This is a genomic window from Lacticaseibacillus manihotivorans DSM 13343 = JCM 12514, assembly GCF_001435035.1.
Taxonomy (GTDB): domain Bacteria; phylum Bacillota; class Bacilli; order Lactobacillales; family Lactobacillaceae; genus Lacticaseibacillus; species Lacticaseibacillus manihotivorans.
This window is the reverse complement of record NZ_AZEU01000134.1, coordinates 25,355-49,951: the sequence shown is the minus strand read 5'-3', so window position 1 is coordinate 49,951 and position 24,597 is coordinate 25,355. Positions and strand designations below refer to the sequence as shown.

26 protein-coding genes, 1 tRNA gene and 1 pseudogene are annotated in these 24,597 nt (G+C 47.7%); 4 read left to right on the top strand and 24 right to left on the bottom strand.

Going from position 1 to position 24,597, the window contains the following annotated elements:
* Positions 1-24 precede the first annotated feature (24 nt).
* The 10 genes from ssb to FD01_RS07720 form a co-directional block, all read right to left on the bottom strand.
* Complete coding sequence (ssb, locus tag FD01_RS07765; protein WP_056963566.1) at positions 25-504, bottom strand: single-stranded DNA-binding protein; 480 nt, start codon at positions 502-504, stop codon at positions 25-27.
* Complete coding sequence (locus tag FD01_RS07760; RefSeq protein ID WP_054713937.1) at positions 501-1,295, bottom strand: ERF family protein; 795 nt, start codon at positions 1,293-1,295, stop codon at positions 501-503. Before FD01_RS07760 ends, ssb begins: the two co-directional genes overlap by 4 nt.
* Positions 1,295-1,912: a host-nuclease inhibitor Gam family protein gene (locus tag FD01_RS07755; RefSeq protein WP_056963564.1), complete on the bottom strand. Its 618-nt coding sequence runs from the start codon at positions 1,910-1,912 to the stop codon at positions 1,295-1,297. Before FD01_RS07755 ends, FD01_RS07760 begins: the two co-directional genes overlap by 1 nt.
* Before the next feature lie 74 nt (positions 1,913-1,986).
* Positions 1,987-2,241 (bottom strand): hypothetical protein, encoded by a 255-nt coding sequence (locus tag FD01_RS07750; protein WP_054713946.1) that lies wholly within the window; start codon positions 2,239-2,241, stop codon positions 1,987-1,989.
* The gene (locus FD01_RS07745; RefSeq protein ID WP_054713949.1) at positions 2,238-2,495 is read right to left on the bottom strand and encodes a hypothetical protein; all 258 of its coding nucleotides are present in this window, start codon (positions 2,493-2,495) and stop codon (positions 2,238-2,240) included. The genes FD01_RS07750 and FD01_RS07745 overlap by 4 nt, the downstream gene beginning before the upstream one ends.
* Positions 2,496-2,506: 11 nt before the next feature.
* Positions 2,507-2,803 (bottom strand): hypothetical protein, encoded by a 297-nt coding sequence (locus FD01_RS07740; protein WP_054713952.1) that lies wholly within the window; start codon positions 2,801-2,803, stop codon positions 2,507-2,509.
* Positions 2,804-3,295: a helix-turn-helix domain-containing protein gene (locus tag FD01_RS07735; RefSeq protein WP_054713955.1), complete on the bottom strand. Its 492-nt coding sequence runs from the start codon at positions 3,293-3,295 to the stop codon at positions 2,804-2,806.
* Between the two features lie 67 nt (positions 3,296-3,362).
* Positions 3,363-3,551: a hypothetical protein gene (locus FD01_RS07730; protein WP_054713958.1), complete on the bottom strand. Its 189-nt coding sequence runs from the start codon at positions 3,549-3,551 to the stop codon at positions 3,363-3,365.
* Positions 3,548-4,246 carry an antA/AntB antirepressor family protein gene (locus FD01_RS07725; RefSeq protein ID WP_054713961.1) on the bottom strand — a complete coding sequence of 233 codons (699 nt, stop codon included), beginning with the start codon at positions 4,244-4,246 and terminating at the stop codon, positions 3,548-3,550. Before FD01_RS07725 ends, FD01_RS07730 begins: the two co-directional genes overlap by 4 nt.
* Positions 4,243-4,470: a helix-turn-helix transcriptional regulator gene (locus tag FD01_RS07720; protein WP_202813677.1), complete on the bottom strand. Its 228-nt coding sequence runs from the start codon at positions 4,468-4,470 to the stop codon at positions 4,243-4,245. The genes FD01_RS07725 and FD01_RS07720 overlap by 4 nt, the downstream gene beginning before the upstream one ends.
* A gap of 132 nt (positions 4,471-4,602) precedes the next feature.
* On the opposite strand from FD01_RS07720, the gene FD01_RS07715 reads away from it, so the two are divergent.
* The 3 genes from FD01_RS07715 to FD01_RS15715 all read left to right on the top strand — a co-directional run bounded on the left by FD01_RS07715 (position 4,603) and on the right by FD01_RS15715 (position 7,159).
* The gene (locus tag FD01_RS07715) at positions 4,603-5,244 is read left to right on the top strand and encodes a LexA family protein (RefSeq protein WP_056963562.1); all 642 of its coding nucleotides are present in this window, start codon (positions 4,603-4,605) and stop codon (positions 5,242-5,244) included.
* A 51-nt stretch (positions 5,245-5,295) separates the two neighbouring features.
* Positions 5,296-5,874: a hypothetical protein gene (locus FD01_RS07710; RefSeq protein ID WP_056963560.1), complete on the top strand. Its 579-nt coding sequence runs from the start codon at positions 5,296-5,298 to the stop codon at positions 5,872-5,874.
* 100 nt (positions 5,875-5,974) lie between these two features.
* On the top strand, positions 5,975-7,159 hold the full coding sequence (locus tag FD01_RS15715) for a tyrosine-type recombinase/integrase (RefSeq protein WP_162257350.1): 1,185 nt from the start codon (positions 5,975-5,977) through the stop codon (positions 7,157-7,159).
* Positions 7,160-7,327: 168 nt separating this feature from the next.
* On the opposite strand, the gene FD01_RS07700 is transcribed toward FD01_RS15715, so the two are convergent.
* Positions 7,328-7,412, bottom strand: a tRNA-Leu gene (locus FD01_RS07700).
* Between the two features lie 221 nt (positions 7,413-7,633).
* Between FD01_RS07700 and FD01_RS07695 the strand changes: the two genes are divergently transcribed.
* A complete protein-coding gene (locus tag FD01_RS07695; protein WP_054713971.1) occupies positions 7,634-8,098 on the top strand; it encodes a GNAT family N-acetyltransferase in 465 nt (154 codons plus the stop codon).
* On the opposite strand, the gene FD01_RS07690 is transcribed toward FD01_RS07695, so the two are convergent.
* The 13 genes and pseudogenes from FD01_RS07690 to FD01_RS07635 all read right to left on the bottom strand — a co-directional run bounded on the left by FD01_RS07690 (position 8,081) and on the right by FD01_RS07635 (position 24,128).
* On the bottom strand, positions 8,081-8,518 hold the full coding sequence (locus tag FD01_RS07690; protein ID WP_054713974.1) for a SprT family protein: 438 nt from the start codon (positions 8,516-8,518) through the stop codon (positions 8,081-8,083). The two genes, FD01_RS07695 and FD01_RS07690, sit on opposite strands and share 18 nt — an antisense overlap.
* A 72-nt stretch (positions 8,519-8,590) precedes the next feature.
* Positions 8,591-9,346: an ABC transporter ATP-binding protein gene (locus FD01_RS07685; RefSeq protein WP_054713977.1), complete on the bottom strand. Its 756-nt coding sequence runs from the start codon at positions 9,344-9,346 to the stop codon at positions 8,591-8,593.
* The gene (locus tag FD01_RS07680; protein ID WP_056963558.1) at positions 9,339-10,238 is read right to left on the bottom strand and encodes an ABC transporter permease; all 900 of its coding nucleotides are present in this window, start codon (positions 10,236-10,238) and stop codon (positions 9,339-9,341) included. The genes FD01_RS07685 and FD01_RS07680 overlap by 8 nt, the downstream gene beginning before the upstream one ends.
* On the bottom strand, positions 10,235-11,233 hold the full coding sequence (gene trpX, locus FD01_RS07675) for a tryptophan ABC transporter substrate-binding protein (RefSeq protein WP_056963556.1): 999 nt from the start codon (positions 11,231-11,233) through the stop codon (positions 10,235-10,237). The genes FD01_RS07680 and trpX overlap by 4 nt, the downstream gene beginning before the upstream one ends.
* A 9-nt stretch (positions 11,234-11,242) precedes the next feature.
* Positions 11,243-11,692 carry a hypothetical protein gene (locus FD01_RS07670; protein ID WP_054713980.1) on the bottom strand — a complete coding sequence of 150 codons (450 nt, stop codon included), beginning with the start codon at positions 11,690-11,692 and terminating at the stop codon, positions 11,243-11,245.
* A gap of 361 nt (positions 11,693-12,053) precedes the next feature.
* Positions 12,054-14,705 (bottom strand): cation-translocating P-type ATPase, encoded by a 2,652-nt coding sequence (locus FD01_RS07665; RefSeq protein ID WP_056963555.1) that lies wholly within the window; start codon positions 14,703-14,705, stop codon positions 12,054-12,056.
* Between the two features lie 204 nt (positions 14,706-14,909).
* Positions 14,910-15,740: an ammonia-dependent NAD(+) synthetase gene (nadE, locus tag FD01_RS07660; protein ID WP_056963553.1), complete on the bottom strand. Its 831-nt coding sequence runs from the start codon at positions 15,738-15,740 to the stop codon at positions 14,910-14,912.
* Between the two features lie 144 nt (positions 15,741-15,884).
* Entirely contained in the window at positions 15,885-16,049 is a 165-nt protein-coding gene (locus FD01_RS15710) for a PspC domain-containing protein (RefSeq protein ID WP_082611765.1), read from the bottom strand.
* 143 nt (positions 16,050-16,192) lie between these two features.
* The gene (locus tag FD01_RS07655) at positions 16,193-18,475 is read right to left on the bottom strand and encodes a plasmid pRiA4b ORF-3 family protein (protein ID WP_056963551.1); all 2,283 of its coding nucleotides are present in this window, start codon (positions 18,473-18,475) and stop codon (positions 16,193-16,195) included.
* A 154-nt stretch (positions 18,476-18,629) separates the two neighbouring features.
* Positions 18,630-20,068: pseudogene (locus tag FD01_RS07650) on the bottom strand (glycoside hydrolase family 1 protein).
* An 18-nt stretch (positions 20,069-20,086) separates the two neighbouring features.
* Positions 20,087-21,970 carry a beta-glucoside-specific PTS transporter subunit IIABC gene (locus FD01_RS07645; RefSeq protein ID WP_056963549.1) on the bottom strand — a complete coding sequence of 628 codons (1,884 nt, stop codon included), beginning with the start codon at positions 21,968-21,970 and terminating at the stop codon, positions 20,087-20,089.
* 82 nt (positions 21,971-22,052) lie between these two features.
* Complete coding sequence (gene licT / locus FD01_RS07640; RefSeq protein ID WP_056963547.1) at positions 22,053-22,898, bottom strand: BglG family transcription antiterminator LicT; 846 nt, start codon at positions 22,896-22,898, stop codon at positions 22,053-22,055.
* Between the two features lie 669 nt (positions 22,899-23,567).
* Positions 23,568-24,128 carry a transposase gene (locus FD01_RS07635; RefSeq protein WP_054713999.1) on the bottom strand — a complete coding sequence of 187 codons (561 nt, stop codon included), beginning with the start codon at positions 24,126-24,128 and terminating at the stop codon, positions 23,568-23,570.
* Between the last annotated feature and the right edge of the window lie 469 nt (positions 24,129-24,597).

Here is a 24,597-nt window from a genome sequence, read left to right as displayed (position 1 = left end):
TATCATGCTCATGCTGTTACCTCACTAGAATGGAAGGTCATCATCGCTGATGTCGACTGGCTGCCCATTATTTGCAAACGGATCATCCGCCGGTGGTTGCTGGTGATCGCCGTTTTGTTGCTGTTGCGGCGGATGCTGATAGCCTTGCTGAGTTTGAGTTCCTTGTTGGCGATAGTCCGTCGTTGATCTAGGCTCCAATAATGCGAAGTTCTCAACGATAAGGTCTGTTGTATAAACGGTTTGACCCTGTTGATTGGTGTATTGACCCGTTTGGATGTGTCCCATGACACCGATTAACGAGCCCTTATGGGTAAAGTTGGAAAGATTTTCGGCACTCTTACGCCAAATCCGACAACTGATAAAGTCGCTTTCACGTTGGCCATTAGCACCGCTAAATTGCCGATCCACGGCTATGATGAAACTACCCACAGCAATTCCGCTTTGAGTGTATTTGAGTTCAATATCACGAGTTAAGCGGCCTGTTAATGAAACGCTGTTGATCATTGGTTACCTCCTTCAAGCTTCTGCATTTGCATATTGAGCTCAAAAAGTTGGCCAACGGTACAGTCTTTCCAGCTTTGAAATTTAACGTTACCAGCAGAGAATAGAATTCCCATGACGGCTTTTGCGTCCGTACCTTGCTGTTTTGCCCAAGTATCAACGCGATCTTGAAACTTTTTGATTGACTCGGGCTGTGCAGGGTGGTCGGTGCTCTTAAGCGGAGCTTGCTGTTGCTGAGGCGCTTGGTTCTGTGATTGTTGGCTTGGAGCTTGTTGCCGCTGTTGCGGGTAGGTTCGCTCTTGGCTGCTTGACTGAGCGTTATTCCGATTGTTCTGGTAATTTTGGTTGCCACGTTGTTGCACTTGATCGAATGAGTTTTCGGCAGCGCGCCCATCGTCGTCTTCGTCAGGAGCAATCCCAAAAGCGGTAGACAGCGAGTAACGTCGCGCATACGTGATTGCCGATCCTACAGCTTGCGGATTACCACCCGCCGCCATTTCAACCACACCGGTATCTAATCGATCACCGGCGGACACGATGATTGTGCGAACCTTGACCATCCGATTATCGACTGATTGAAATTGCAGGTATGAAAGCCCCGTGCCTTTAATTGCGTGATCAATGGCATTAATGACGTCATTCAAGGTCGCATAACGATACGTGTACTTGCCTGTATTGACTTCGCGAGACTTTTCAGGTTGTTCGAGCTGTTCCCGAAACTTTGCCAATCCTTTTACTAATTCTTCTGATGGCATGGACGTTTCGAAGCTTTGATTATCATTTGGCTGATCCATTACAGTACCTCCGTGATCGGTGTCGGCTTAACGGTTGATGATTCAACGCCAGCAGGCACAACTTCAACACCCGGAATCATTTCACCATCTTCATCAAAAACTTTGCCTTTAGCGATATTGATAAATGGCTTTAGATCAGTGATGCCGACTTTTTCCGTGCGTTTGATAACTTCGTCTTGCACATGTGGATTCCAGTTAGCTTTGACGAAGTTTAACACTTGAGTCGCATCAGTGATCTTTGCTTTTGGCGTCTTAGTGGTGCGAATAGTAACTTTGCCAAATGGAGTATCTAGGCGATATTTCGGGTCTTTTTGGCGTTGATTTTCTGAGTAAGCCAGCAATTCATGCTCAAGATAGGAGTAAAACGAATCGTTTTTCCCGACCTTTGCATCGCGCCAGTCTTCAATTTGTTTGATAGCCATCTCAGCTTGATCGCGTGTCTTTTGATTTTCACGGGCGATCTTAGCCATTTCACGAAACGCCCAACCGGCTTTACCTTCGTCGGTTACGAAGCCTTGCTTCGCTTCGCCGAATTGGTCGATTTCTTCGCGAATCTTGTCAAATTCGGATTGTTCAGGATTGAAAGTAGGTTCAGTGGTGCTAGATGGTTGCATCATAATCAATGTCCTCCTTTGCGAGTTCTACCTCACGTTCTTCGTCGGTCTTGGGATTGTATAGTGGTTGCCAGCAATCAACCATGCTTGAGCACCTCCTTGAGGATGTCTAGCGGTGATGCATTGCCCTGATACATTTCTTCGAGCAACGCCATCCGCTTCGCATTCTCAAAAATCTTTTGAGTAGAGTCGCCGGTTTCTTGTGAGATCGCATTAACGATACCGACGACGGTTGCCACCATGTCGTTAGGGCTAACGTGTTCAGCGGTCAACTGGGTTGCGATGCCGTCGTCCTTGCGTTCAATTTCCACCAATACATACGATTTTTTCATTTCGTTTCCACCTTTCGGATTCCCAGCCGATTTGATACAATGGATGGGTAAATATTGTTATTAAGCAAGTTTTCAGTCCCCGCGGTTGCGCCCGCTGGGGCTTTTTTTGTGTCTTCGTCCCAGCCGCCAAAGAACTCAGCTAGTTTGGGGCGGGATACGATGAAGTGATCCATTGCCTTGCCGACTGCCGGAACACTGATAAGCGCCCAACCGCCTAATGGGATCACCATTACTGTGATAAATAGTCCGGTCATGCTGCTGCCTCCTAGCTAAGATTGTGTTCGGTCAGATACTTGTCTACCGCGTGCGGCCAATAGCGACGCTGTGTGCCACACGGATAACTTGGGAAATCTGGTCGGTCGATAATCTCACTGGCGAGCATGTCGTCCTTGACATTGATCAACGCTTTAACTTGTTGACGGTTTAGACCTTTTTGAGGCATGAAACCTTCAACAGCTTGCTTGACCATATCCGGTAGAAGTGGCTTGATTTGCTCGACCATCTTTTCGGCGACCAGTGATGCGAAAAGCTCATCGTCGGTCGGCTTGATTGCTACGTCCATTTAGTTCACCTCCTGTAATGCGATTTCAGCACGCTTGATCCAGTCGTCCAAGGCATCAAGCATTAGATGCTCGGATGAGATTTCTTCGTTAAATTCCTTGCGGTACTTTACGATGAAATCAAAATCTTCTTTCGACCACGCTTCTGGAAGCTTCCGCAAGATACGCTTAGCTTGACGGTCAAGCTGTTCGCGATCGTCTTGCTCATCGTCCATGTCTTCCTTGAGCGCGATTGGTATTGGTATCACAGTCGTGCCGGTAATTGCCAGCCCTAAGTCCAGCCACCAATCGCCAACTTCGTATTTAAACTGCAAGTCGCCAAGCTCGCGGGCCAAGCGACCAACCAGATCAACTGGAACGTCGCGGTTTGGGTCGTTAAGGTAATTAGACAAACCTTGTGGTGATAGTCCGATAGTCTTAGCAAGCTCTTTGTTTTGCCGGCCGCTACGGGCAATTGCTTGCTTCATTGCGGCTTTAATGTTTACTTCTGCCATTTTGTTCACCCCCTCTCGTTGAGGCGTGTACAGATTACAAGGACATCCCAAAATTCAGGCGGTACACTTAGATTGTCAAAGATCCTTGGAAGTCTTCTACCACATCCATCACCCAATCGACAACGGTATCGGCGTCCATCAACACAGACATTGCGTTGACAGCTTGAGCACTGCGCCCGCTCCACTCGATGATGAAGTCGAGTTGCTTACGTTTCGACCATGAGGCCACTTGCTCACGTTTGAGTTCGTTGGTCATTTGGTTGCCTCCTGATCGCCAAGCAAGATACTGAATGCGCTCCGTCCCGTCGGCGTAATCAACGTTTGCGGGTATCCTTGTTTGTTGTCCTTAATGGTGAAATACGAGTTCGCGTATGCGGCATGAGGCTTCAAAGCGTGATGCTTGTCTCGGTATACAAATTTGCGACCTAGTAACCAATCAATAAATTCCTTCTGACGCTTGCCAAGCATCTTGGCCGTATCGCGGAAATTGGTAAGCGTGTTGCGCTCAACCAATTCATCGAAGTATGCAGCCTTTGGTGCCATGAGTTGTGTCTTAGCTTCGAGCGATCGGTTTTCAACCTTAAGCTGGATGTTTTCATCCTTGAGATACTCGTACCCGCGTTTGATGACTTCCTGTGGGTCATTCCACTTGCGTTCGACTTCGATCAAGAAGGCTCGGTACTCGGCACCCTTCTGGGTCTTACTCATGAGGGCTAGGTTCTTCGCCATGTCGATTGTTAGCGCGTAGTCCTGAAGTTCTCGCTCGGCACCGTTATTAACAACCGTACTTGTAAGTACACTTGTAAAATCGACGTTCTCGCAAAACATCTTAAAGTTCTGTTCTACCCAAGCACTGAACCGGCGTTGCACTTCGAGCCCCTTGTAAAGATCGCGAGCCGAAACTACCTGTTCGTGCTTGCCGTTGATCGTTACCTTAATTAGTTGATTCATCGCTTAGCCTCCTGTTTCTCATTATTACTCTGTGTAAATTTAGGTCCATGCAAAATGGCCTCAACACTTACACCGAGAAACGTTGCCAGTTTCATATTCGTTGAAACCGAACCGTTCTTTTTCCCTTGTTCCATTTGAGAGATAAGGGATTGTGATACCCCAACCTTTTCAGCAAGTTCAGGTTGAGTGTATCCGCGTTTTTCGCGTACATCTTTTAAGCTCAACATCATCACCTCTTTACTTGATGTATTAATAATAACACACTCTAAGTAATATGCAACACTTTTAGCAATAATACTTAAAATAATTTGCTCCCACCATTAGTAATATTTACAATGATATTGGAGGCGACGCACATGACTATTGGCAAGCGCATTGCCGCACTTAGAAAAAAACGCTCATGGACTCAAGCCATGCTCTCGGATAAAATGTCCGTCAGCCAAAGCACAGTAACTATGTGGGAAAATGGCAAACGAGCCGTTAGTAGCGAGGACACTATAAAACTAGCCACGTTGTTTGACGTGACGACCGATTACTTACTAGGCCTTGATGATGACATGCCCGCCAACGCCGTGCCAATCACAGCCGCTGAAACCGTCCAGATTCCGGTCTATGGCGAGATTCAGGCGGGCGTAGCAACACTAGCCGAGCAGAACGTAATTGGCCAGTTAGATGTAAAAAAAGACGTCGTCGAGCGCTATGGTTACGACAATCTGTTCGCGCTCAAGGTTCGCGGCGAAAGCATGAACCGCAAAATCATCAATGGACACACGGCTGTCTTCTGCAAGGACATACAACCGGAATCCGGCGACATTGTGGCTGTGATGATCGACCACGAAGACGCGACGGTCAAACAATTTCACGAAACATCTATCGCGGTCATGTTTGAGCCGATGAGTTGGGATCCCAGCTTCAAGCCATACGTCTTTAAAAAGGACGAGGAGCAGGACTTCCGTATCCTCGGAAGATACATCTACGATACTAGCGAATCCATTTAATGGAACGTCCAAACCTGATCGACGGTAAAAGCTGAGTACTTGGAGGATAAAATGGGGCAAGAAACTAGAATATCTCGTAGAAATATTAAAAAGCCGTTTTGGAAAAGTTGGAAGTTTTGGCTTCTTATAGTGGCAATCTTAATTCTAGCTAAGGGTGCAATCAGCTGCACTGATTACTTATTCTCTGAACCCCCTGCTCCTTCCAAAAAAGTTTATAAATTAAACAGCAATGCTTCTGTAAAAGCGATGCTAAAACATTATGAACCTGATTTGAAAGTCACTGAAGTAGGTGGTGTTTATGATTATCCAAAATCTAAAACCGTTCTAGTAACCGTTAAAGAAGACAGTGCCTGGGACGACAAGTCGGCGGTTAAATCGATGCATACTGATATCGCATCTATTTGGAAGGCGTTCAAAAAATCAAAAGGTGACGGCTTTTCGAACATTTCTGTTATGGTTACATATCCCACAGAAGATGCCGGAGGTAATACTCACAGCACAAAAGAAATGACTGCTGACATTCAAGGCAATAAGCTGAGGACCTTAAACGTAAAAGAATTTGATGACGATAACGTTCCAAAATTTGCCACTAAATATTGGCAACGCAACGACTTGCCTAGCCTAAATTAGTCTAATACAACGCCCCATTTCGGGGCTTTTATTTCACGCTTTGAAAGAACATATGTTTGTGTACTTTTACCTATATACTTCACAAGAAAGGACAATTAGCATGAGAAAATGGACTCCAGTACCCCGCCACGTGGGTTTATATAGCTATGATACACAAAAAGGCAAACGCTACGGCATCAGACGTGGCTTCAAAAATGCTGACGGGAAACGCGATGAGTTCCACCCCAGCGGCTTTAGGACGTGGCGAGACGCTGATCGTGCGTTAAAAGATTTTGAGTCCACTCTCGCCGGTGGACACCTCGGCCCGATCACTCATCGCGCTGTCACACTCAGCAAGCAATTCGAGTCGATGAAGAAACGTAACCTCGAAACGGAACGCTGGCGTGAATCGACAGCTAAAGGCAAAACGTATCTATATAATCTGCGTCTAAAAGATGCGTTCGGCGATCGTCGCCTAATCGACATCTCCCGTTCCGACTATCAAGCCTTCATCAATAAAATGGTGATAGACGGCTACTCACACAACACCATCAAGTCGGCTAACTCCCTCATGCAGCAGATCATGAATGATGCTGAGCACTTGGACATCATCGACAAGAACCGACTAAAGGCCACGTCCATCAAAGGCGGTACAGCACCGCGTGACGTTAATATTACCCGTGACGACTTCAAGACGTGGATGGCAACCGCAGAGCAAGATTTATCACGGTACGATTTTTGCATGGTCATGCTGCTAACACTTGGGTCGCGGCGTGAGGAAGTCCTAGGACTCCAGCTCAAGTCGTTTGTCCGTGAGATTGGGCCAAACGACCAGCCTTACTATGAAATTAACTACTACAAAGCAAGAACAACAGGCGACCGTACAGGCGGCGCATTAAAGAGTGACGCAGCCTATCGCACAAATTACGCCATCACCCCCACCCTCGTGTCACTGATCGACGACGCTATCGAAGAATGCAAAAAACGATGCACCGATAACGCCCGCATCCCGAACCCTGAAACATTTTTATATTTGACCGACAAAGGAACGCCGCAATACATCTCATACATCAATGAACAGATTTTTAAAGTTATCAGTCTCAAAACCGGGATCACTGCCCGCCCTCACATGTTCCGACACTACTTCGCTACACAAGCGATGCAAAACGGCGCGGCTGAATCCACAGTCATGCACTGGCTTGGCCACAGCGACATCAAGATGACAGCAAGCTACACGCGCCCTACTAAAGAAGGCGCGCTCGCCTTGATAAAGAGCCTGCAAGACCCGCTCACACCGGATAAATGAGAATATGATTATAAACGGCGGTACATTTTTTCTTGTACCGCCGTTGTACCGTATTTTGGATTGAACAGGATTGTGCCAGATAGAAAACACAAAAAGAAACCACTTGGAAAACGCGACGCTAGTCACATTTTAACCAAGTGGTTTCAATCGTAAATCCTTATAAACCGCTGCGGGCAAGAAGACTCGAACTTCCACGGCCTAAACGGCCACAAGATCCTTAATCTTGCGCGTCTACCAATTCCGCCATGCCCGCATATCACATGTTTGCGCTCTTAAGCACAAGAAATAGTATACGGGAAAATGGGGGTGCACGTCAAGCAATTTTCACAAAATCTGGCAATTAATTGAATCATGATACAAATTGCATGCGTCATCTTTAACAAATTGGCCGATGCCGCCTTTAAGTTGAAAGCTAACAGAAAACTGTTCACCCGTGCTACAATTACCCTAACCAAGGTGAAAAAGGAGGCTGCCATGAACATTCGCACTGCCACGTCAAAAGATGCGCCCGCTGTTGCCCGCCAATATCTACAGCTCACTGCCGAAATGGCCATACTGGCACCGCAAACCATTCAACCTGCCCCCATCGATCAAACCGGCTACTTTAAAGATTATATTGAAGATGCCAATGCTGACGTGTTTTTGGCAGAAGCGGATGGTGAATTATTAGGCTTTTTGCTGGTGGTGATGGCTGAAACTCGAGCAGATCCCGAAGTCGTGTTTCACCGCTTCGGTTTTGTGGTCGACTTGTATGTCACGCCTAATGCACGCAAACAAGGCATCGGGCGGGCCTTGTTGAATGCAGCCACTGATTGGACCCGCGCCCATGATGGTGAGTTCATTCAACTCAATGTCGTAGGCGAAGACACTGGCGCCCGCAACTTCTATCAACGGCTCGGCTTTGAACCAGCCAGCTTAACGCTAACGCATCAGGTGTAGTTTACCGTGGCATTTGCCACAAGCATATTTGCGCGTGTCGATGCGGCGCTGGCGGCGATATTGCGTCCCACATTGCGCGCAAACATAAATATATTTCGCAGCGCGGGGTAAACTTGGGGCAAAGCGAGAGCCCCCGACGGCTTGGAGTAACGCTTTAAAATCAGCGTCGCGATGTTGATAACCACGATGCATTTGATACAAGTGGTAATGACACAACTCGTGTTTGATAATGCCGAGTTGTTGGTCACGCGTGATGGCGGCAAACAACGTCGGATTAAAATCTAAATTTTTATCCTTCAATGAAAAGCGCCCGCCAGTGGTTTTCAGCCGCGCGTTAAAATGCGCTTCATTAGTAAAAGGACGATGGAAACTAGTTTGTGATACTTCAGCCACTAAAGCTTGTAATTCTTGATCTGACAAATCCGAACCTCACATTAAATTGAACAAACGCTCCGCAAAGCTGATGAACAACTTTGCGGAGCGTTTTTAGTTTTAGCCGAAATAATCGAGTAAATCCGCACGGGTCAACGCCGCTTTTTGTTCCGCGTTGAAGTCTTTGATGATGCGCCCTTGCGACAACACAATCAAGCGATTGCCGTATTTCAAGGCATCTTCCAAGTGATGGGTGATCATCATGCAAGTCAAATGCTCTTGGGTGACCAGCTTATCCGTCACGGACATGATTGACGCGCTGGTTTTCGGATCCAACGCCGCAGTATGTTCATCAAGCAACAAGAGTTCTGGTCGTTTGAGCGTCGCCATCAGCAAGCTCAAAGCTTGGCGTTGCCCACCAGATAAGGATTCAGTGGGACGGTCTAAGGCTTTCTCCAACCCGTTCCCAGTTTGCGCAGCGAGTTGTTCAAAATGGGCCATTTGCGCTTTCAACCCACGTGAAGCTAACGTTAAACGTTGACCACGGCGAGAGGCTAACAGCAAGTTTTCCGCCACGCTCATCCGCGGTGCGGTGCCCATTTTCGGATCCTGAAAGACGCGGGCGATCAAACGGGCGCGTTTTTCCGGCTTTTCATGGGTGATGTTGTGGCCAGCTAAGGTAATGGTGCCACTGGCCACTTCAATATCGCCGGTGATCGCGTTGAACATCGTGGATTTCCCAGCACCGTTCGTCCCCAGCACTGCCACATAGTCCCCTGGCGCCAGCGTCAAGTCGATGCCTGAAAGCAGTGGCTTCACTGTGTTATCCGCAACAACATTAACCGCGACATTATCGAGTTTTAATTGCTCAGCCATTAGCTTTCACCCCATTTCGCAAGGTGCGCTTGATGCGCAGGCGGTGGTCGATTTGTGGGATCATGATGGCTAACGCTAAGATGATTGCTGATAATAACTTCAAATCGTTAGCGTTGAAGCCTAATGCTAATACCACTAACAACACGAAGCGATACAAAATACTGCCCAGTACCACGGCGACTAAACGCTGACTCAAAGTCAACTCGCCGAACACGACTTCGCCGATAATGATCGCCGCTAAGCCGATAACGATGACGCCAGTGCCCATGGACACATCAGCGTAGCCGTTGTTTTGGGCGAGCAAGCCGCCAGCTAAGCCGATCAAGCCGTTGCCGACCACTAAGCCTAACAGCATTTGATGATCAGGATCAATACCGAGACTCCGTGCCATGGCTGGGTTATCCCCGGCGGCAATGAAGGCTTGGCCGATTTGCGTGTTGAGGAAAATAATCAACACCGCGACGATCACGAGACAGGCGATGACGCCCACTGCCACCGCATCAAAATATGGGGGTAATGCTTTGAGCCAAGCAGCGTTAAATAAGTTCGGTTGATGCAATAAACTCAAGTTCGCGCGACCCATGACTCGCAAGTTCACGGAATACAAACCAGTCATCACTAAGATGCCGGCCAACAAGACTGGAATGTGGCCTTTAGTGGTCAGCAATCCCGTCACCGCGCCCGCGGCCATCCCTGCGATCAACGACAACAAGGTCGCGACGATTGGACTAGCACCATGCGTCAACGCAGCACACGCCACTGCCGCGCCAAAAGGAAAAGTCCCTTCAACAGTCATATCTGGGAAATCCAAAATGCGGAAGGTTAAAAATAAGCCGATGCCGACCAAGCTATACAACAGCCCTTGGCCGATGGCTGATACGCCTAAACTCATTGGAACACCTCCCCGGATTTTTGGGCTTTATCGATCACTGATTGTGGGATCGTAATGCCCAGCAGTTTCGCTTGTTTCAAGTTGACAATCAACTTCCCAGTTTTTTCAAAATGAATTGGCGTCGTCGCCGGTTTGGATTTGCCCGATAAGACATTGGCAACCATTTTCCCGGTTTGCACGCCGAGTTCGAATTGATCCAAGCCAATGGTTGCCACGCCACCTTGTTTGACCATCGTGTCCACCGTTGGGAACACAGGGATCTTCTTGGTGTTGGCCACTTGAACTAAAGTTTGCATGGCAGAAGCAATGGTGTTGTCCGTCGGCACGAAAATCGCGTCCACTTGGGTCACCATTTGCCCGGCGACTTGGTTTAAGTCGTTGGTCGAGCTGATGGTGTACCGCTTGACCTTAAAGCCCGCTTTTGGCGCTAATTGACCGACCATTTTGGCTTGGACTTGGGCGGAATCATCAGAAGAAGTTGAAATCACGCCTAAGGTTTTGGCTTGCGGAATCAATTGATGGATCAAAGCCAGTTGCGATTTGATTGGCGCTTGGTCGGAAACCCCGGTGATATTGCCACCTGGTTTGGTGTTGGAGTCGACTAACTTGGCGCCTTTAGGATCCGTGATGGCACCTAAGATGATCGGGATCTTCGACGAGGCATCTGCCAAGGCTTGCGCAGCCGGCGTGGCAATGCCGACCATCACATCCGCGTGCTCGTTGACGAATTTCTCGGACATGGTTTTTAAGTTACTTTGATCAGCTTCCGCATTTTGGAAGTCGATTTTAACGTCTTTGCCAGTTTTATACCCGTTATCCGCCAAGCCTTTGATAATACCTTTGTGGATCGCATCCAAGGCCGGATGCGTCACTAATTGTAAAATGCCGACAGTTGGGGTTTTGGGTTTGGAGGTGGTTTGCACCCCACCGGTTTGCACGAACGCGACGCCTAAAAATGCCAGCAGCGCCACGATCAAAGCGATCATTCTTTTCATGCGGCCTCCTTACCCCATCATCGCGGAGATCTTTTGGATGTATTTCATCAACCGACTGGATGCGGCATCTTGATCAGCCTCAGCCATGGAAAAGGCACTTTCATCAAATTGCGCAGGGCTATCATGCAACGAGTCGACCATATCTTGGCACCCTTTTTGAAAATCGGCAAAGGCCTGAGTCAACAACTTGTGGTTACCCATCAACTTGGCTGGCACCTTAGCAGCTTGCAGCTTTTCCAACATGCCGGCATAGTGGTCGGTGCCGTCTTGGAAACTGGCAATGGTTTTGGCATAAGTATCGGTGTCAAATTCACCCATCGTACCATCAAGTAGGGCTTGCTTCAAGGCGTCAAACTTAGGACTCATTTGATCTTGTTCCGCTTCGGTGTCATCCATGATCAAGTTGATCAGTTGTGCATAATGCATTAATTTCATTTGAGTTTTGTTCATTTTAGCCATGATCATTCCTCCAATTGTTATCTCGTCCATTCTAACAGAAAAACGTTTGCGTGACACGTTTGGGCGTAGGTATCAAAAAAGCCCAGCATCGCTGCTGGACTACGCTGATTTTTGAGATGTCCGCCATCTACGAACCAAAGGAAAATCCCCTAACGAAAACGGGGAATTCCATGACGCGCGTAACTCAGATTTATCCTGGTGTCCCCACTGCTTGACTATTAATTCGAATCAAGGCAGTTTATTTTGATGCTATCATCCATAGGCTCTTAAGTCCTAGATCAGTATCGGATTAATTGTGAGGAGTCAGCCCTCCTTAAAGCGTGATAATATTGTGTCACATCACGGTATGACATGTCAATAATTATTTGGCCACTTTACGTTGGACAAACTTCACGATTTCCACGATCACAATGATCAAGAACCCGGCACCAAGCACCACGCCCCATTGGGATAATGCGAGACTAGTCACATGGAACAAACCGTTGAAGCCTGGGACTAAAATCGTGACCGCCAATAATAAGAAGCTAGCCAAAATTGCCCAGTTGAACGCGCGGTTGCGGAACAAGCCGACTGTAAACAAGCTTTGATGCACCGACTTCACGTTGAAGGCATGGAACAATTGGATCAACCCAAGGGTCGCATAAGCCATGGTCAACGCATCTGCATGAATCGCGGCGTTGGTGGCATGCACCGGCCAAGTGATGGCCACAAAGTACACACCTAATGTCAGCCCACCTTCAAGCAAGCCTTGCCAAATCACTGCAGGACCGACGCCGCCAGAGAAGAAATTCGACTTGCGGCCGCGCGGTTTTTGCTTCATGATGCCAGGTTCTGTGGGTTCGACCCCTAAGGCAATCGCTGGGAAGGTATCGGTCACCAAGTTGATCCACAAGATATGCACTGGCGCTAAAATGTCCCAGCCAAGCATCGTCATCATAAACAAGGTCAACACTTCACCAAGGTTGGCGGATAACAAGTATTGGATCGACTTTTGAATGTTGGCGAAAACTTTACGCCCCTCTTCAACGGCAGTCACGATGGTCGCAAAGTTATCATCGGCTAAGACCATGTCAGAAGCTCCTTTGGACACTTCTGTCCCAGTGATCCCCATGCCGATGCCGATATCAGCGGCTTTTAAAGCTGGGGCATCGTTGACGCCGTCCCCAGTCATCGCCACGACTTTGCCTTTTTTCTGCCAAGCGTTGACGATGCGGACTTTGTGTTCTGGCGCCACCCGGGCGTATACCGAATATTTTTCCACATTGTCAGAGAATTCGTCATCAGATTGTTCATCGAGTTGCGCACCGGTGATCACTGCCGCGTCATCACCTGGTTCAATGATCCCAAGCCGCCCGGCGATCGCTTCGGCAGTATCTTGATGATCCCCAGTGATCATCATCGGGCGGACCCCAGCAGCTTTGGCTTCAGCGACGGCAGCTTGAACTTCTGGCCGTTCAGGGTCGATCATCCCGACTAACCCAGCGAAAATCAAATCATGTTCGACGGAATCGCTGTCCACTGTTGCCGGGATCGTATCAATGACTTTGTATGCCATCCCCAACACCCGCAAAGCTTGAGTGGCAAGTTCTTTGTTAGTATTTAATATATCTTGGCGATTGCCTTCGGTCATGGCATTGGCATGATCACCAAAAGCCAGTTGGAAGGCGCGCTTCAACAATTGATCCGGCGCCCCTTTAGTGGCCACCAAGTAGCGACCATTAGGCAATTGGTGAATCGTGGTCATCAGTTTTCGTTCAGAATCAAAGGGCACTTCAGCCACACGAGGCATTTGGGCCAGTTCAGCATCGAGATCAAAATGTTGTTTTTGACCATAGGCCACCAAAGCAGTTTCTGTTGGGTCCCCAAGCATCGTGCCATCAGGTTGAATTTGCGTATCGTTGGCGAAATTCATCACCGTCATCAACAAGTTCCCACCGGCGATGCCGTCTTTGGCATCATGGAGTTGACCGTCATAGTAGACTTTTTCAACGGTCATTTTGTTTTGGGTGAGGGTCCCGGTTTTATCCGAAGCGATGATTTCCGTTGAGCCTAAAGTTTCCACAGCTGGCAATTTGCGGACCAAAGCATTGCGCTTGGCCATTTTCTGCGTGCCCAATGCCAAAATAATCGTGACAATGGCAGGTAAGCCTTCAGGAATCGCCGCCACCGCCAAGGAAATGGCGGTTAAAAACATTTCTGGGACACTAGCAGCTTGACGCCAGATCCCCACGCCAAACACGATTGCTGCGATCACTAAGATCATGATCGTCAAGGTTTTGCCTAACGCCTTCAAGTTATCTTGCAAAGGCGTGGTAGTTTCTTTAGCCGTGTTGATCATGGTCGCAATTTGGCCGACTTGCGTTTGCATGCCTGTGGCTACCACAACGCCGACACCGCGACCATAGGTGATGTTGGTGTTCATAAAGCCCATGTTCGCGCGGTCACCGATGCCGACGTTATCCCCTTGCAAGGTTTCCACATTTTTTTCAACTGGCACAGATTCCCCAGTCAAGGCGGATTCTTCGATTTTCAAGTTGGCGGATTCGATCAAGCGCAAGTCCGCTGGCACCACATCCCCGGCTTCGATCAACACGATGTCGCCGACCACCAGTTCCGTGCTTGGAATGGTCACCACATTGCCATCGCGGCGCACATGGGCGTCAGGCGTCGCCATTTTGGCCAAAGCGTCGATGGCTTCTTCGGCTTTAGATTCTTGGAACACGCCGAAAATCGCGTTTAAAATCACCACGGCTAAAATGATCCCAGCATCGGCCCATTCATGCACCACCAGGCCTGCCACTAAAGCGGCGACTAATAGCACAATAATCATGAAATCTTTGAATTGATCGGCAAAGCGCCGCAACATCGATTTCTTTTTGGCTGAGGCTAAGGCGTTAGGGCCATTTTGTTCGAGGCGCTGTTTGGCTTCGGCGGTGGTTAAGCCGCTGTCAGCTTGCGTTTGCGTCGCGGTTAAAGTTTCTTGAATCGTTTGCGCGTATTCGGGTTTGGTCAATTGGGGATCCTCCTTGTGTTTGGTAAAAAAAATGAGGCTTACAAACTGCGCGCGCAGTTCATAAGTCTCACTAATTAAGGCAACACCAGCTATAACTTGTTGGTGACGTTGCCGCGACAGATGCGCCGCTAGTTACTCCCTTATGTGACAACTTTAGTATACCGGAGTTGGCAGTGAAGTTGCAAGCTATATTCAAATAATTACTTATGCTTTCCAAAAGTCGTCAAATACTGTAATGGGCAAATGCCGCTTATGGGCAGAACGTTGATACCAGGCTTCGATTTTTTCAGCGGCTTGGGTATCGATGTCCTTGCCTTCCAAGTAGTCGTCGATATTGCGATAAGAAACGCCTAATGCAACTTCATCAGGTAAGGCTGGACGATCTTCTTCAAGATCGGCAGTTGGGGCTTTCTCATACAAATGCGCTGGGGCGCCGAGTTCTTTGAGCAAACTTGCACCTTGGCGTTTGTTCAAGCGCCACAGTGGGGTCACATCCGCCCCACCGTCGCCGAACTTGGTGTAAAAACCAGTGATGGCTTCAGCCGCATGGTCAGTGCCGATGACCACGCCTGCTTGAGCGCCGGCAATGGCATATTGGGCAATCATACGTGCGCGCGCTTTAATGTTGCCTTTGTTGAAGTCGGTAACGGTTAAGTCATTGGCTTCAACGGCTTGCACCATCGCGTCAACGGATGGCTTGATGTTCACGCGCGTGGTGACGTCAGCTTGCATGAAGTCGATAGCCGCCATGGCATCAGCTTCATCCGCTTGTTCACCGTAAGGCAAACGAACAGCGATGAATTTGTAATCGTCATCGCCAGTTTCTTTGCGTAATTCAGTCACGGCGATTTCGGCAAGCTTACCGGCTAAAGTGGAATCTTGGCCACCGGAAATGCCAAGGACTAAAGTTTTTAAACCGCTGTAATGGGTGAGATAACTTTTCAGAAAGTCGACGCTGCGACGGATCTCAGCTTTAGGGTCGATGGTTGGTTGCACGTGTAAGGCACTGATGATTTCTTGTTGTAATGGGCGCATGTTGATTGAAAGTCTCCTTTGTAAGGTGTCGTATTTATCATACGCCCAAGCGTTGGCTGCGCGCAATGAAATGGGTCAGAAATCCTCACAATCAAAATGTAAAAGACTTGCCCAGCGCCGAACGCTCAGCAAGTCTTTTCTGATTTATTCTGGTAAAGCCAACCATAATGCTAAGTAAACCCAAAACAATAGCCCACCACCGAAAACAAATAACAGGCGTATCCAAATCGCATCGACGTTCAAACTTTCAGCGATACCGCCGCATACCCCGGCAAACACACGGTTGTCTAATGATTTATGCAATCCCATGATAACTCCTCCTTTTATACACCCATAGGATAGCAAGTTAGTGAGCCATGTGCCCGCGACCAAAGCGGGATTTTTGACTCAGGCGAAAGTCTGATACCACGACAAAAGCGTTCCGGCAGCTGCTAAAACGCTTCGGGAACATCTTATTGGCGTGGTTTAAAAGCCACAATTTTTTCCGACTTGCCGGTGGTTTGTTGCATCGCATCGATCAAACGTTGCGCTTGTTTCTTTGACGTTGAGCGTAAATCACCTAACGCTGTGATGTGATTGGCGATTGCTTCAGCGTGCACAAGGCGTTCTTGGTGGGTCAGTTGCGTTAATTGTTGTTGCCACACTGTCGCCACCACATTTTCCGTCCACTTCAACGGCGTCAAAAGAAATTGCGCATAAACTTCGTCGGCAAATTCAACGGCGATGCTGATATCAGCCGTCGTGTGATGGGCTTCTTCCATTAATTCGGCGACTTCGCGATGGACCCGAGTGGCAGTGGCTTGGCGCCATTTGCGACCGTCATACTCGTTGACATGTTGATGCGTCACCGAGACCGGACCACCGTGTTGCTGCGCAACGAAGGCATCAACGGCAGCTTGATCACTCATATCGACACCAGCCGCTTGCATTTTCAACGCAAATTCTTTGCCAGGGCCCCACATTTCTGAATCGCCGTTGAGTTCGATCATGTGTTGGGCGTTATTGCGGATGGTTTTGATGATGCGGTTAGCCGGTTTAGCAGCAATGGCTTTGCGTTGGTGCAAAAAGTCAACAAAGCCTGCCAGCAACTCACACATTGTCGACATTTCGGCATCACTCATCACCACATGGGCCGGGTAGAAATCAAGCATCATCTCAGTCAATTCAACCGGTTGCCAATCATTGATCAACGCACTATTTTGCGAGATCATATCCCCAATGAAACTGGCGATCAAGCTCTTTGCTTTAGCTTGATCGTGGTAATCAATTTTCAACCATTGTTTGCTTTGGAAGAATTCGGAAAACCGCTCCCCATATTCGTGGTCAATGATCGCAGTGAGGCGAGCATGGTCGAGCTCAGCATCTTCTTCCCAATCCTCTGCTTCATCCCAGTCGTCGTCATCCTCCCAGTCGTCATCAGCTTCGGGAAAATCGAAATATTCGGCATCATCAATGGGATGTTTTTCTTGCTTCAACAAGATCGGCGCATTGGCTTGGAATGCTGAGATCAACGCTTCAGCTTGGTTAGCGGGAATTTCGTCGCGACCTTGTAGGAATTTAGTAAACCCGCTCAACAAAGTTGGTAACACTCGAGCGCCTTCAGCGTTGACCCCAGCTTGTTGCGCATAGTTGTTTGACATCACCCGCGTCACCAGCTGGGGTTGCCAATTATCGATCACTTGTTGAGACGCGCGATACATCGTGGCGACGAAATCAAGCATCAAGTCATCGACCGCGCCGCCTTTTGAGGAGATTTTGAGGCGTTTGAATTCAGGACTTTGGTAGAACTGATCAAGCAAAGGGCCATAATAATCATCGAGGACGCGCCACATAGTTTCTTCGGCGCGATTGTGGGGATCTTCCAAATCATCCCAGTCCTCATCGTCTGGCATCAAGCCATTTTCAACGATGACCTGGCCCATTAAATCATCGACTTGGTTAGGTGTCATTCCTTTGGCCAACTGATGATTTTCGACCATCACGTGAATGAAGTCACCGACAATGATCAGCATCGTGCGTTGAGAATCAGGATCGTCATCCAATCGCGTCACTAAAAGTTCTAAGCCTTGTTTGAGTTTGGCTTTGGTCCATTGTTTCACCGGCAAGTCTTGCATCATCATCACAAACGTCCGCACATAAACACTCAGTGCATCGCTGGGCACTTCCGACATTTCCGCGCGTTGCGATGAGTGTTCAAATAAAGCGAGCTGCTTGGATAAATCTTGAGTGACGACTGAATCGAGATGTGTCGAGGCGCCGGCGACCATTTGTTCATCCGGCATTGAAGCCTCTTGGAGGTTTTGGTTCACCGCATCAAGGTCAAAAGCTTCTTCGCGTTCCCCTAAGCCGTCTTCATAAAATCCGGCGCCGCGCCCGGCTAAACAAATTGGCAAAGGCCGCGCAACGTCGCGACTTTCTTCGAGTTGAATGCGATGATCCCATGACTCACCAAAGTCATAAGTGTATTGCACAGTGCCTTGTTGCAAGTCAGGTAAAATTTCTGCCGTTGTGGCATCAATGCCTTCAGCGTATGGATCTGCGCTGGTGTCTTCGTAAGTCAACTCGCGATTCCACGCCGGATAAAAACCGTACATATGGTAATTGTCCCACGCAAACGCCGCTTGAATGATCAGATGCAATTGCGCGTATGTGGTGTTCGTGGGTACGGCAATCCGCCGCCAAGTCAGGGGTTTGCGGTGTTCAAGGGTAATTTTTAAGATCAAGGCTTCAGTCATAGCGACTCCTTTATTCAATCAATCGATTCAGATGACTTTATTTTATCATGGAAGCAGTAAAAGTACGATTTATCGGCACACGAAAAAAGCACCTTCTTCATTGAAGATGCTTTTAATCCACCCGAAACGCGTCCAGTCATAAACGGGTGTGAATTTAAAGTTGTTCACCGTTTGAAGCAATCACTTGCTTGTACCAATCAAACGATGCTTTCTTGTAGCGTTTCATCGTGCCATGACCTTCATCGTCGAGATCGACATAGATGAATCCATAGCGTTTCGACATTTGCCCAGTAGAAGCACTGACTAAATCGATGCAGCCCCAAGGCGTGTAACCCATCACTGGCACCCCATCAGCAATCGCACCACGAATGGCTTCGATATGGGCACGCAGATAGTTGATGCGATAATCATCTTGAACAAAGTGGTTGGCATCAGGAACGTCTTTAGCGCCAAGACCATTTTCAACGACAAAAACTGGTTTGTTGTAGCGGTTAGCCAGTTCGTTTAACGCGATGCGCAAACCCGCGGGATCGATTTGCCAACCCCAGTCACTGGCTTCAAGAAACGGATTTTTAACCCCACCGACTAAATTGCCATTCGCCGTTGCCAAACGCTTGTCAGTGACGTTGACCGCAGTGGACATGTAATAAGAAAAACCGATGTAATCCACAGGGTTTGCCGCTAACACCTTGAAGTCTTCAGGCTTAGTGTCCAAGTCTTTAAAGGAAAAGCCGTAATGATTCATCAAAGATTCGGTGTACAGCGGATACTCACCGCGCACTTGCACATCCCCACAGAAATGATTCATCGCTTGATTTTCCTTTAACGCTGCCAGTTGATTTTCAGGATTGGCATCATAAGCATAAGTCGTCGCATATAACAACATGCAACCGATTTGCAAATCAGAGCGCAACTGATGGGCGATGGCGACGGCTTTGGCACCAGCGACGAATTGGTTATGCCATGCTTGGTAACGATTTTGCATCTCGTTGCCACCATTTGACGCGACTAAACCTTGGCTCATCACTGGAAAGTGCAACGCCGAATTGATTTCGTTAAAGGTCATCCAATATTTCACCTTGTCGGCGTAACGCGTCAACACAACGCGGGCATAGCGTTCAAAAAAGGCGATCAATTGCCGATTTTTCCAGCCGCCATAGGTTTTCACCAAGTTCAATGGCAGTTCGTAATGGCTGAGGTGATGACCGGTTCAATGCCATATTTCAAACATTCTGCGATCACCGCATCATAGAACTTCAACCCTGCCTCATTTGGCTCAGTTTCATCGCCTTGCGGGAAGATCCGCGACCAGGCAATCGAAAAGCGATAGCATTTAAAACCCATTTCCGCAAACAGCGCAATGTCTTCTTTGTAGTGATGATAAAAATCAATGCCTTCATGGTTAGGGTAGCGATATTTGCTTTCGTCGATGGTCCAATCAAAGTCAGGCTCATCTACGATGTTGAAGCGTTCAGGTCCGCCTGGCAACGCATCAGCGATCGATAAGCCTTTGCCGCCTTGGCGATAGCCGCCTTCTAATTGGTTGGCAGCAGTAGCGCCGCCCCATAAAAAGCCTTCAGGAAATTTTTGCATGCAAGGTCCTCCTTCAAATTAAATCACGTATAACGCCACAGTGTTGTTGTCGACCGTGGTGGCTTCGTTTTGCACGACATCGACAAAGTCTTTGGTGTTGGTGACCACTAAGACGGTCGTGGTGTCATAGCCGGCTTGTTTAATGGCATCCAAATCAGCTTCAAGCAACAAGTCCCCTTGCTTGACTTTTTGGCCTTGTTCAACATGATTGGTGAAGTGTTGGCCTTTGAGTTCAACGGTATCTAACCCGACATGGATCAACAATTCAACCCCGTCATCACTCTTTAAGCCGATGGCATGCTTCGTTGGAAAGACAGTTTCGACAGTCCCATCAAATGGGGCATAGAAGTGGGTGTCTTCTGGTAAGATCGCCGCGCCATCGCCCATCATTTTCTGAGCAAAGGTGGGATCACCAACACTTTCAATGTTGATCAATTCGCCTTTGACTGGGGCATAAACTTTCTTAGTGCTTTTCCCACCGGCATCAACATTGGTCATCGTTGGAGTGACTTTGGCGTCGTTAGCGGTGGCAGTGGCAGGCACGTCATCATCAAAGCCGAAGACCCAAGTTAAGATAAAGGTCAAAATCGTGGAAGCAACCGCGACGATGATCGCGTTGATGATGTTTTGTGGCATGGCGTTGTTGGCAAATTGTGGCAAAGCTAATAAAGCTGGAACGGCAAAGGCGAAGGCCTTCAAATGCACGATCCCCATGAATAACCCACATAAACCACTGGAAATCATGACCGCATACAGTGGCTTGCGATACTTCAAGGTGACCCCATACAAAGCTGGTTCAGTCACCCCAGCTAAAAAGGCAGAAATCGAAGCGGCAGAAGCCACTTGACGGGTGGTTTTGTTCTTAGTCTTTAAGGCAACGGCCAAGCAAGCAGCCCCTTGCGCAACGTTCGCGGCTAACATGGCAGGTAAGATCAATGAATCAGGGGTGGCAACACTGGCTGCCAAGAAAATCGGGGCAAAGGCCCAGTGCATCCCAGTCATGACGATCAACGGCATGAAAGCAGCCATTAAGGCAACCGCGACCCAAGAAGCATACTTTTGAATGAATAAGACTAACCAGGATAAGCCATCCCCACAGTAAGTCCCGATCGGGCCGATGACCACTAAGGCTAAAACACCCATGACAAAGATCTCAACTGTTGGCTTCAAAATACTCTTCAAGTTCGCCGGGCAAAGTTTGTCGATGGCTTGTTCAATATACTTCATCGCCCAGATCACTAACAAAATCGGGATAACGGAACTGGAATAAGTCGCTAAGGTCACTGGCAAGCCCATTAAGTGGACGGGTTTTGCCGCAGTGACTAACGCGGTGAAGTTCGGGTGGATCATGATCCCAGCGATGGTGACGCCAAGGATCGAGTTAACTTTATGATATTTGGACGCCGTGATGGCTAATACAATGGGCAAAAAGTAAAATGGCGCATCCCCAAAAGCACTGAGAATGGTGTAGTTTTGACCTTTAGTGCTCATCCAACCTAAAGTCGTCAACAAGATCAACACGACTTTGATCATGCCGCCGCCGATCAAAGCAGGAATTAATGGTGACATGCAGGCACTGATAAAGTTGGCGAATTGATCAAATAAGTTACCAGATTTCTGAACTGGGGCAGCGTCGGTGGTGCTGTCGTCAGTTGGAAAGTTCCCTTGTTTGATCACTTCAGCATAGTAATCAGAAACCGCATTGCCGATGATCACTTGATATTGGCCATTTTGATGGTTGATCCCCATGACGCCTGGGATTGCTTTCACTTTGGCGTCATCAACTTGGCCTTCGTCATTTAAGCGAAACCGCAAGCGCGTGACACAATGGGTCAAGTAGTTGATATTTTTTTCGCCGCCAACCGCGTCGTAGATCTGCTTGGCAGAATCTTTTGTACTCATAATTGCTCTCCTTTTAACAAAAAAGACCTAACTCCTGCGTAGGCTGCAGGAATTAGGTCATGCTCGGTTGCCCGATAACACCCTATAAGTTGCGCACTAACCGGTTGATATGCACGGTTAGGTATAATAGCTCAGAATTGTTGATTTCGAATTGGTACTTATTTTGAATAAATTTGCGGATCTCTAAGGTACAAGCATATGGTTTGGCATAGCGCACTTGCACAGTTTTCAACAAGTCGCCATCTTCATCATCTTCGTAATGTTTACCTAGTAAAATGCGCTGGGCAAAAAATTTCAAATGGGTGATGAAGCGGTAATAATTCAGCGACTGTTCGTCAAATTCAGTGTGGAAGTAAGCTTTCACCAAATCTTCCACTTCTTTGACAATCGTGGTCACCCCAATCGCCAAGTTCTGTTCGGCATCAGTGCCGGCTTCAGCGTTGATGAAGTGCACCGCGATAAACGCCGCTTCATCATCGCCAAGGTCGACATCAAAAGCGTCTTTGACCACGGCGACCGCCTTTTTCCCAACCGCAAATTCATCGGGATAAAATCTGGCGATGTCCCACTTCAAAGGATTCGACAAGCTGATGCCTTCTTCTTTGAATCGCTTGATCGCCATATGCAAGTGATCAGTCAAGTTCACGTATATATTCTCGTTAAGCTGTTTGCCTAACTTGATCTTCGCGTAGTTGATCACCCGCTCTGACGCATCGACTTCTTGAAGCGGCACATCGATGACCAAATCCGTGAATTTGTTCATGGTGGCCTGATCTTTTAAGAAGAAGGTTTTTTCGACTTTAGCCATGTCGACAGCTTGGCCACGCTTTTTACCAAAGGCAATGCCTGGGCCCATCAACAACACCGAAACGCCATCGTGGTTGATAGCGATGCAAGTGTTGTTGTTTAACACGCGTTTGATCTGCACAGTCGATCCCTCCTTCAAAAAAATAGACTCATCCACACGTTGGCGTGTAGATAAGTCATGCTCAATTGCTTGATAACACCTTATCGATTTCCGTATGCATGTTACTCGTGCTCGCCTGAAACGCTTAGCGATAACATTGTAACTGGTTTCAGTATAGGCAAAGATGAATACGCTGTCAAATGTTTTTGTCACAAAAGTGCAAGCTTTTGGTTATAAGAGTGTCCCCTCGTCGTCACCATTGGTCTACCGCCGAAAAAAAGAATAAACTGATGAACTACTCGGGAATAAATTCCCGAGTTTCCAAGATCTCTCTTGAAAACATCGTAAACTGCAAGTCATAAGAAGTACTCATGATCTCTACAAGGCCATTAGGGTGGCCCGAACTCTCACCACAACGACCGTGTTTTGCCACAAATATTTCTACCTGTAGGTCAACGGTATACGCTCGTGATGAGGTCTTTGTTTACTTTGCGGCCAGCGTATCCCTAGTTTCCGTACTGGTCGGAGGACGTTGTTCTATTCTCCCTATTGGCTGAAGCGACAATTACTTCTAATTAAATAATCGAACTAACCATAACGGCGGTGACTTTAGGAAAGATTTTCACCTTGATGTGACGAGTTGGATGTAAGCCCCAGTCCAGAATATTTTTAGCCGCGTTGTAATCTCGGTCAATGACTTTTACCTGTAATTGGACTGATCCATTCACGTTGAGATAATGGATGCTTGTCGATGAGCTCGGTGCCATATTCAACTTGACTCGTTTTATAGGCATCGACTTCTACTACTGTGACACCTTGCTTGAAAGCTCGGTTTTGAATCACTTGTTTGGCCTCGTAAGGTTTTAACAAAGCCAGCTTGCGATTCTTGGCCTTACCCGTAGACTTACGCATATCCTTAGCACCGATTTTCTTCATAACCAAGACTTCAATTGGGTCAACCAGTTCAATGGCGATCTTGCGATAAGCTTCATTTAACGGTTGTGCCCGCTTGGCAGAAAGCTTTTGAATCTTCTTGGTGATGTACTTGGCACTGCCATGCATCATACTGCGTTTACGCCTCAGCTTGTTAATTTGATCTTCATATCCGTCTGCTTTGGCAATCACTTCTGGTGAAAGTTGATATTGTTTGTTATCAGAATCATGATAGGCGACGTTATTGGTCATGTTCCAATCGATGCCAATAGCTGGTTCTGATTGAACGTTAGCTTTGGCCTTTGGTTGGACATGCACGATTTGAAATTGATAGGTACCTCACCTTTGCGCTTGAGCTTGATGATCTTAACGTCTGAAAAGTCATATTCATTCGCATTCTTATGCAAGCGAAGAAGTCCAAAGTTTGGCACTTTGATCACATGTGCCGAAAGAATTTGAATCGAAGTGTTTTTTTGAATTTCGACGGCTCGGGTCTTTGATTTTAAATTGAAACGAAGATGTCCGCGTTTATACCAACTGTTATGGTGTGGGTTCTTGTGCTTGCCGTGTTTGTCTCTGATGATGTTTTGTTTGTATTGAAACTTGATTTTGTCTGACCACTTGGATCCTGCCCGTAATAATTTCTATATTCAGCGAAGTTGACAATCAGCGTTTGGAGAAAAAGTTGAGCGTTGTGCAAGGACAGGAACAAGACTTTGGCGTTCCAACGTTTAAGCTGATACTTCTCACTCAAAAACAGCTTAATGATGCGATTGATCAGCTTGTG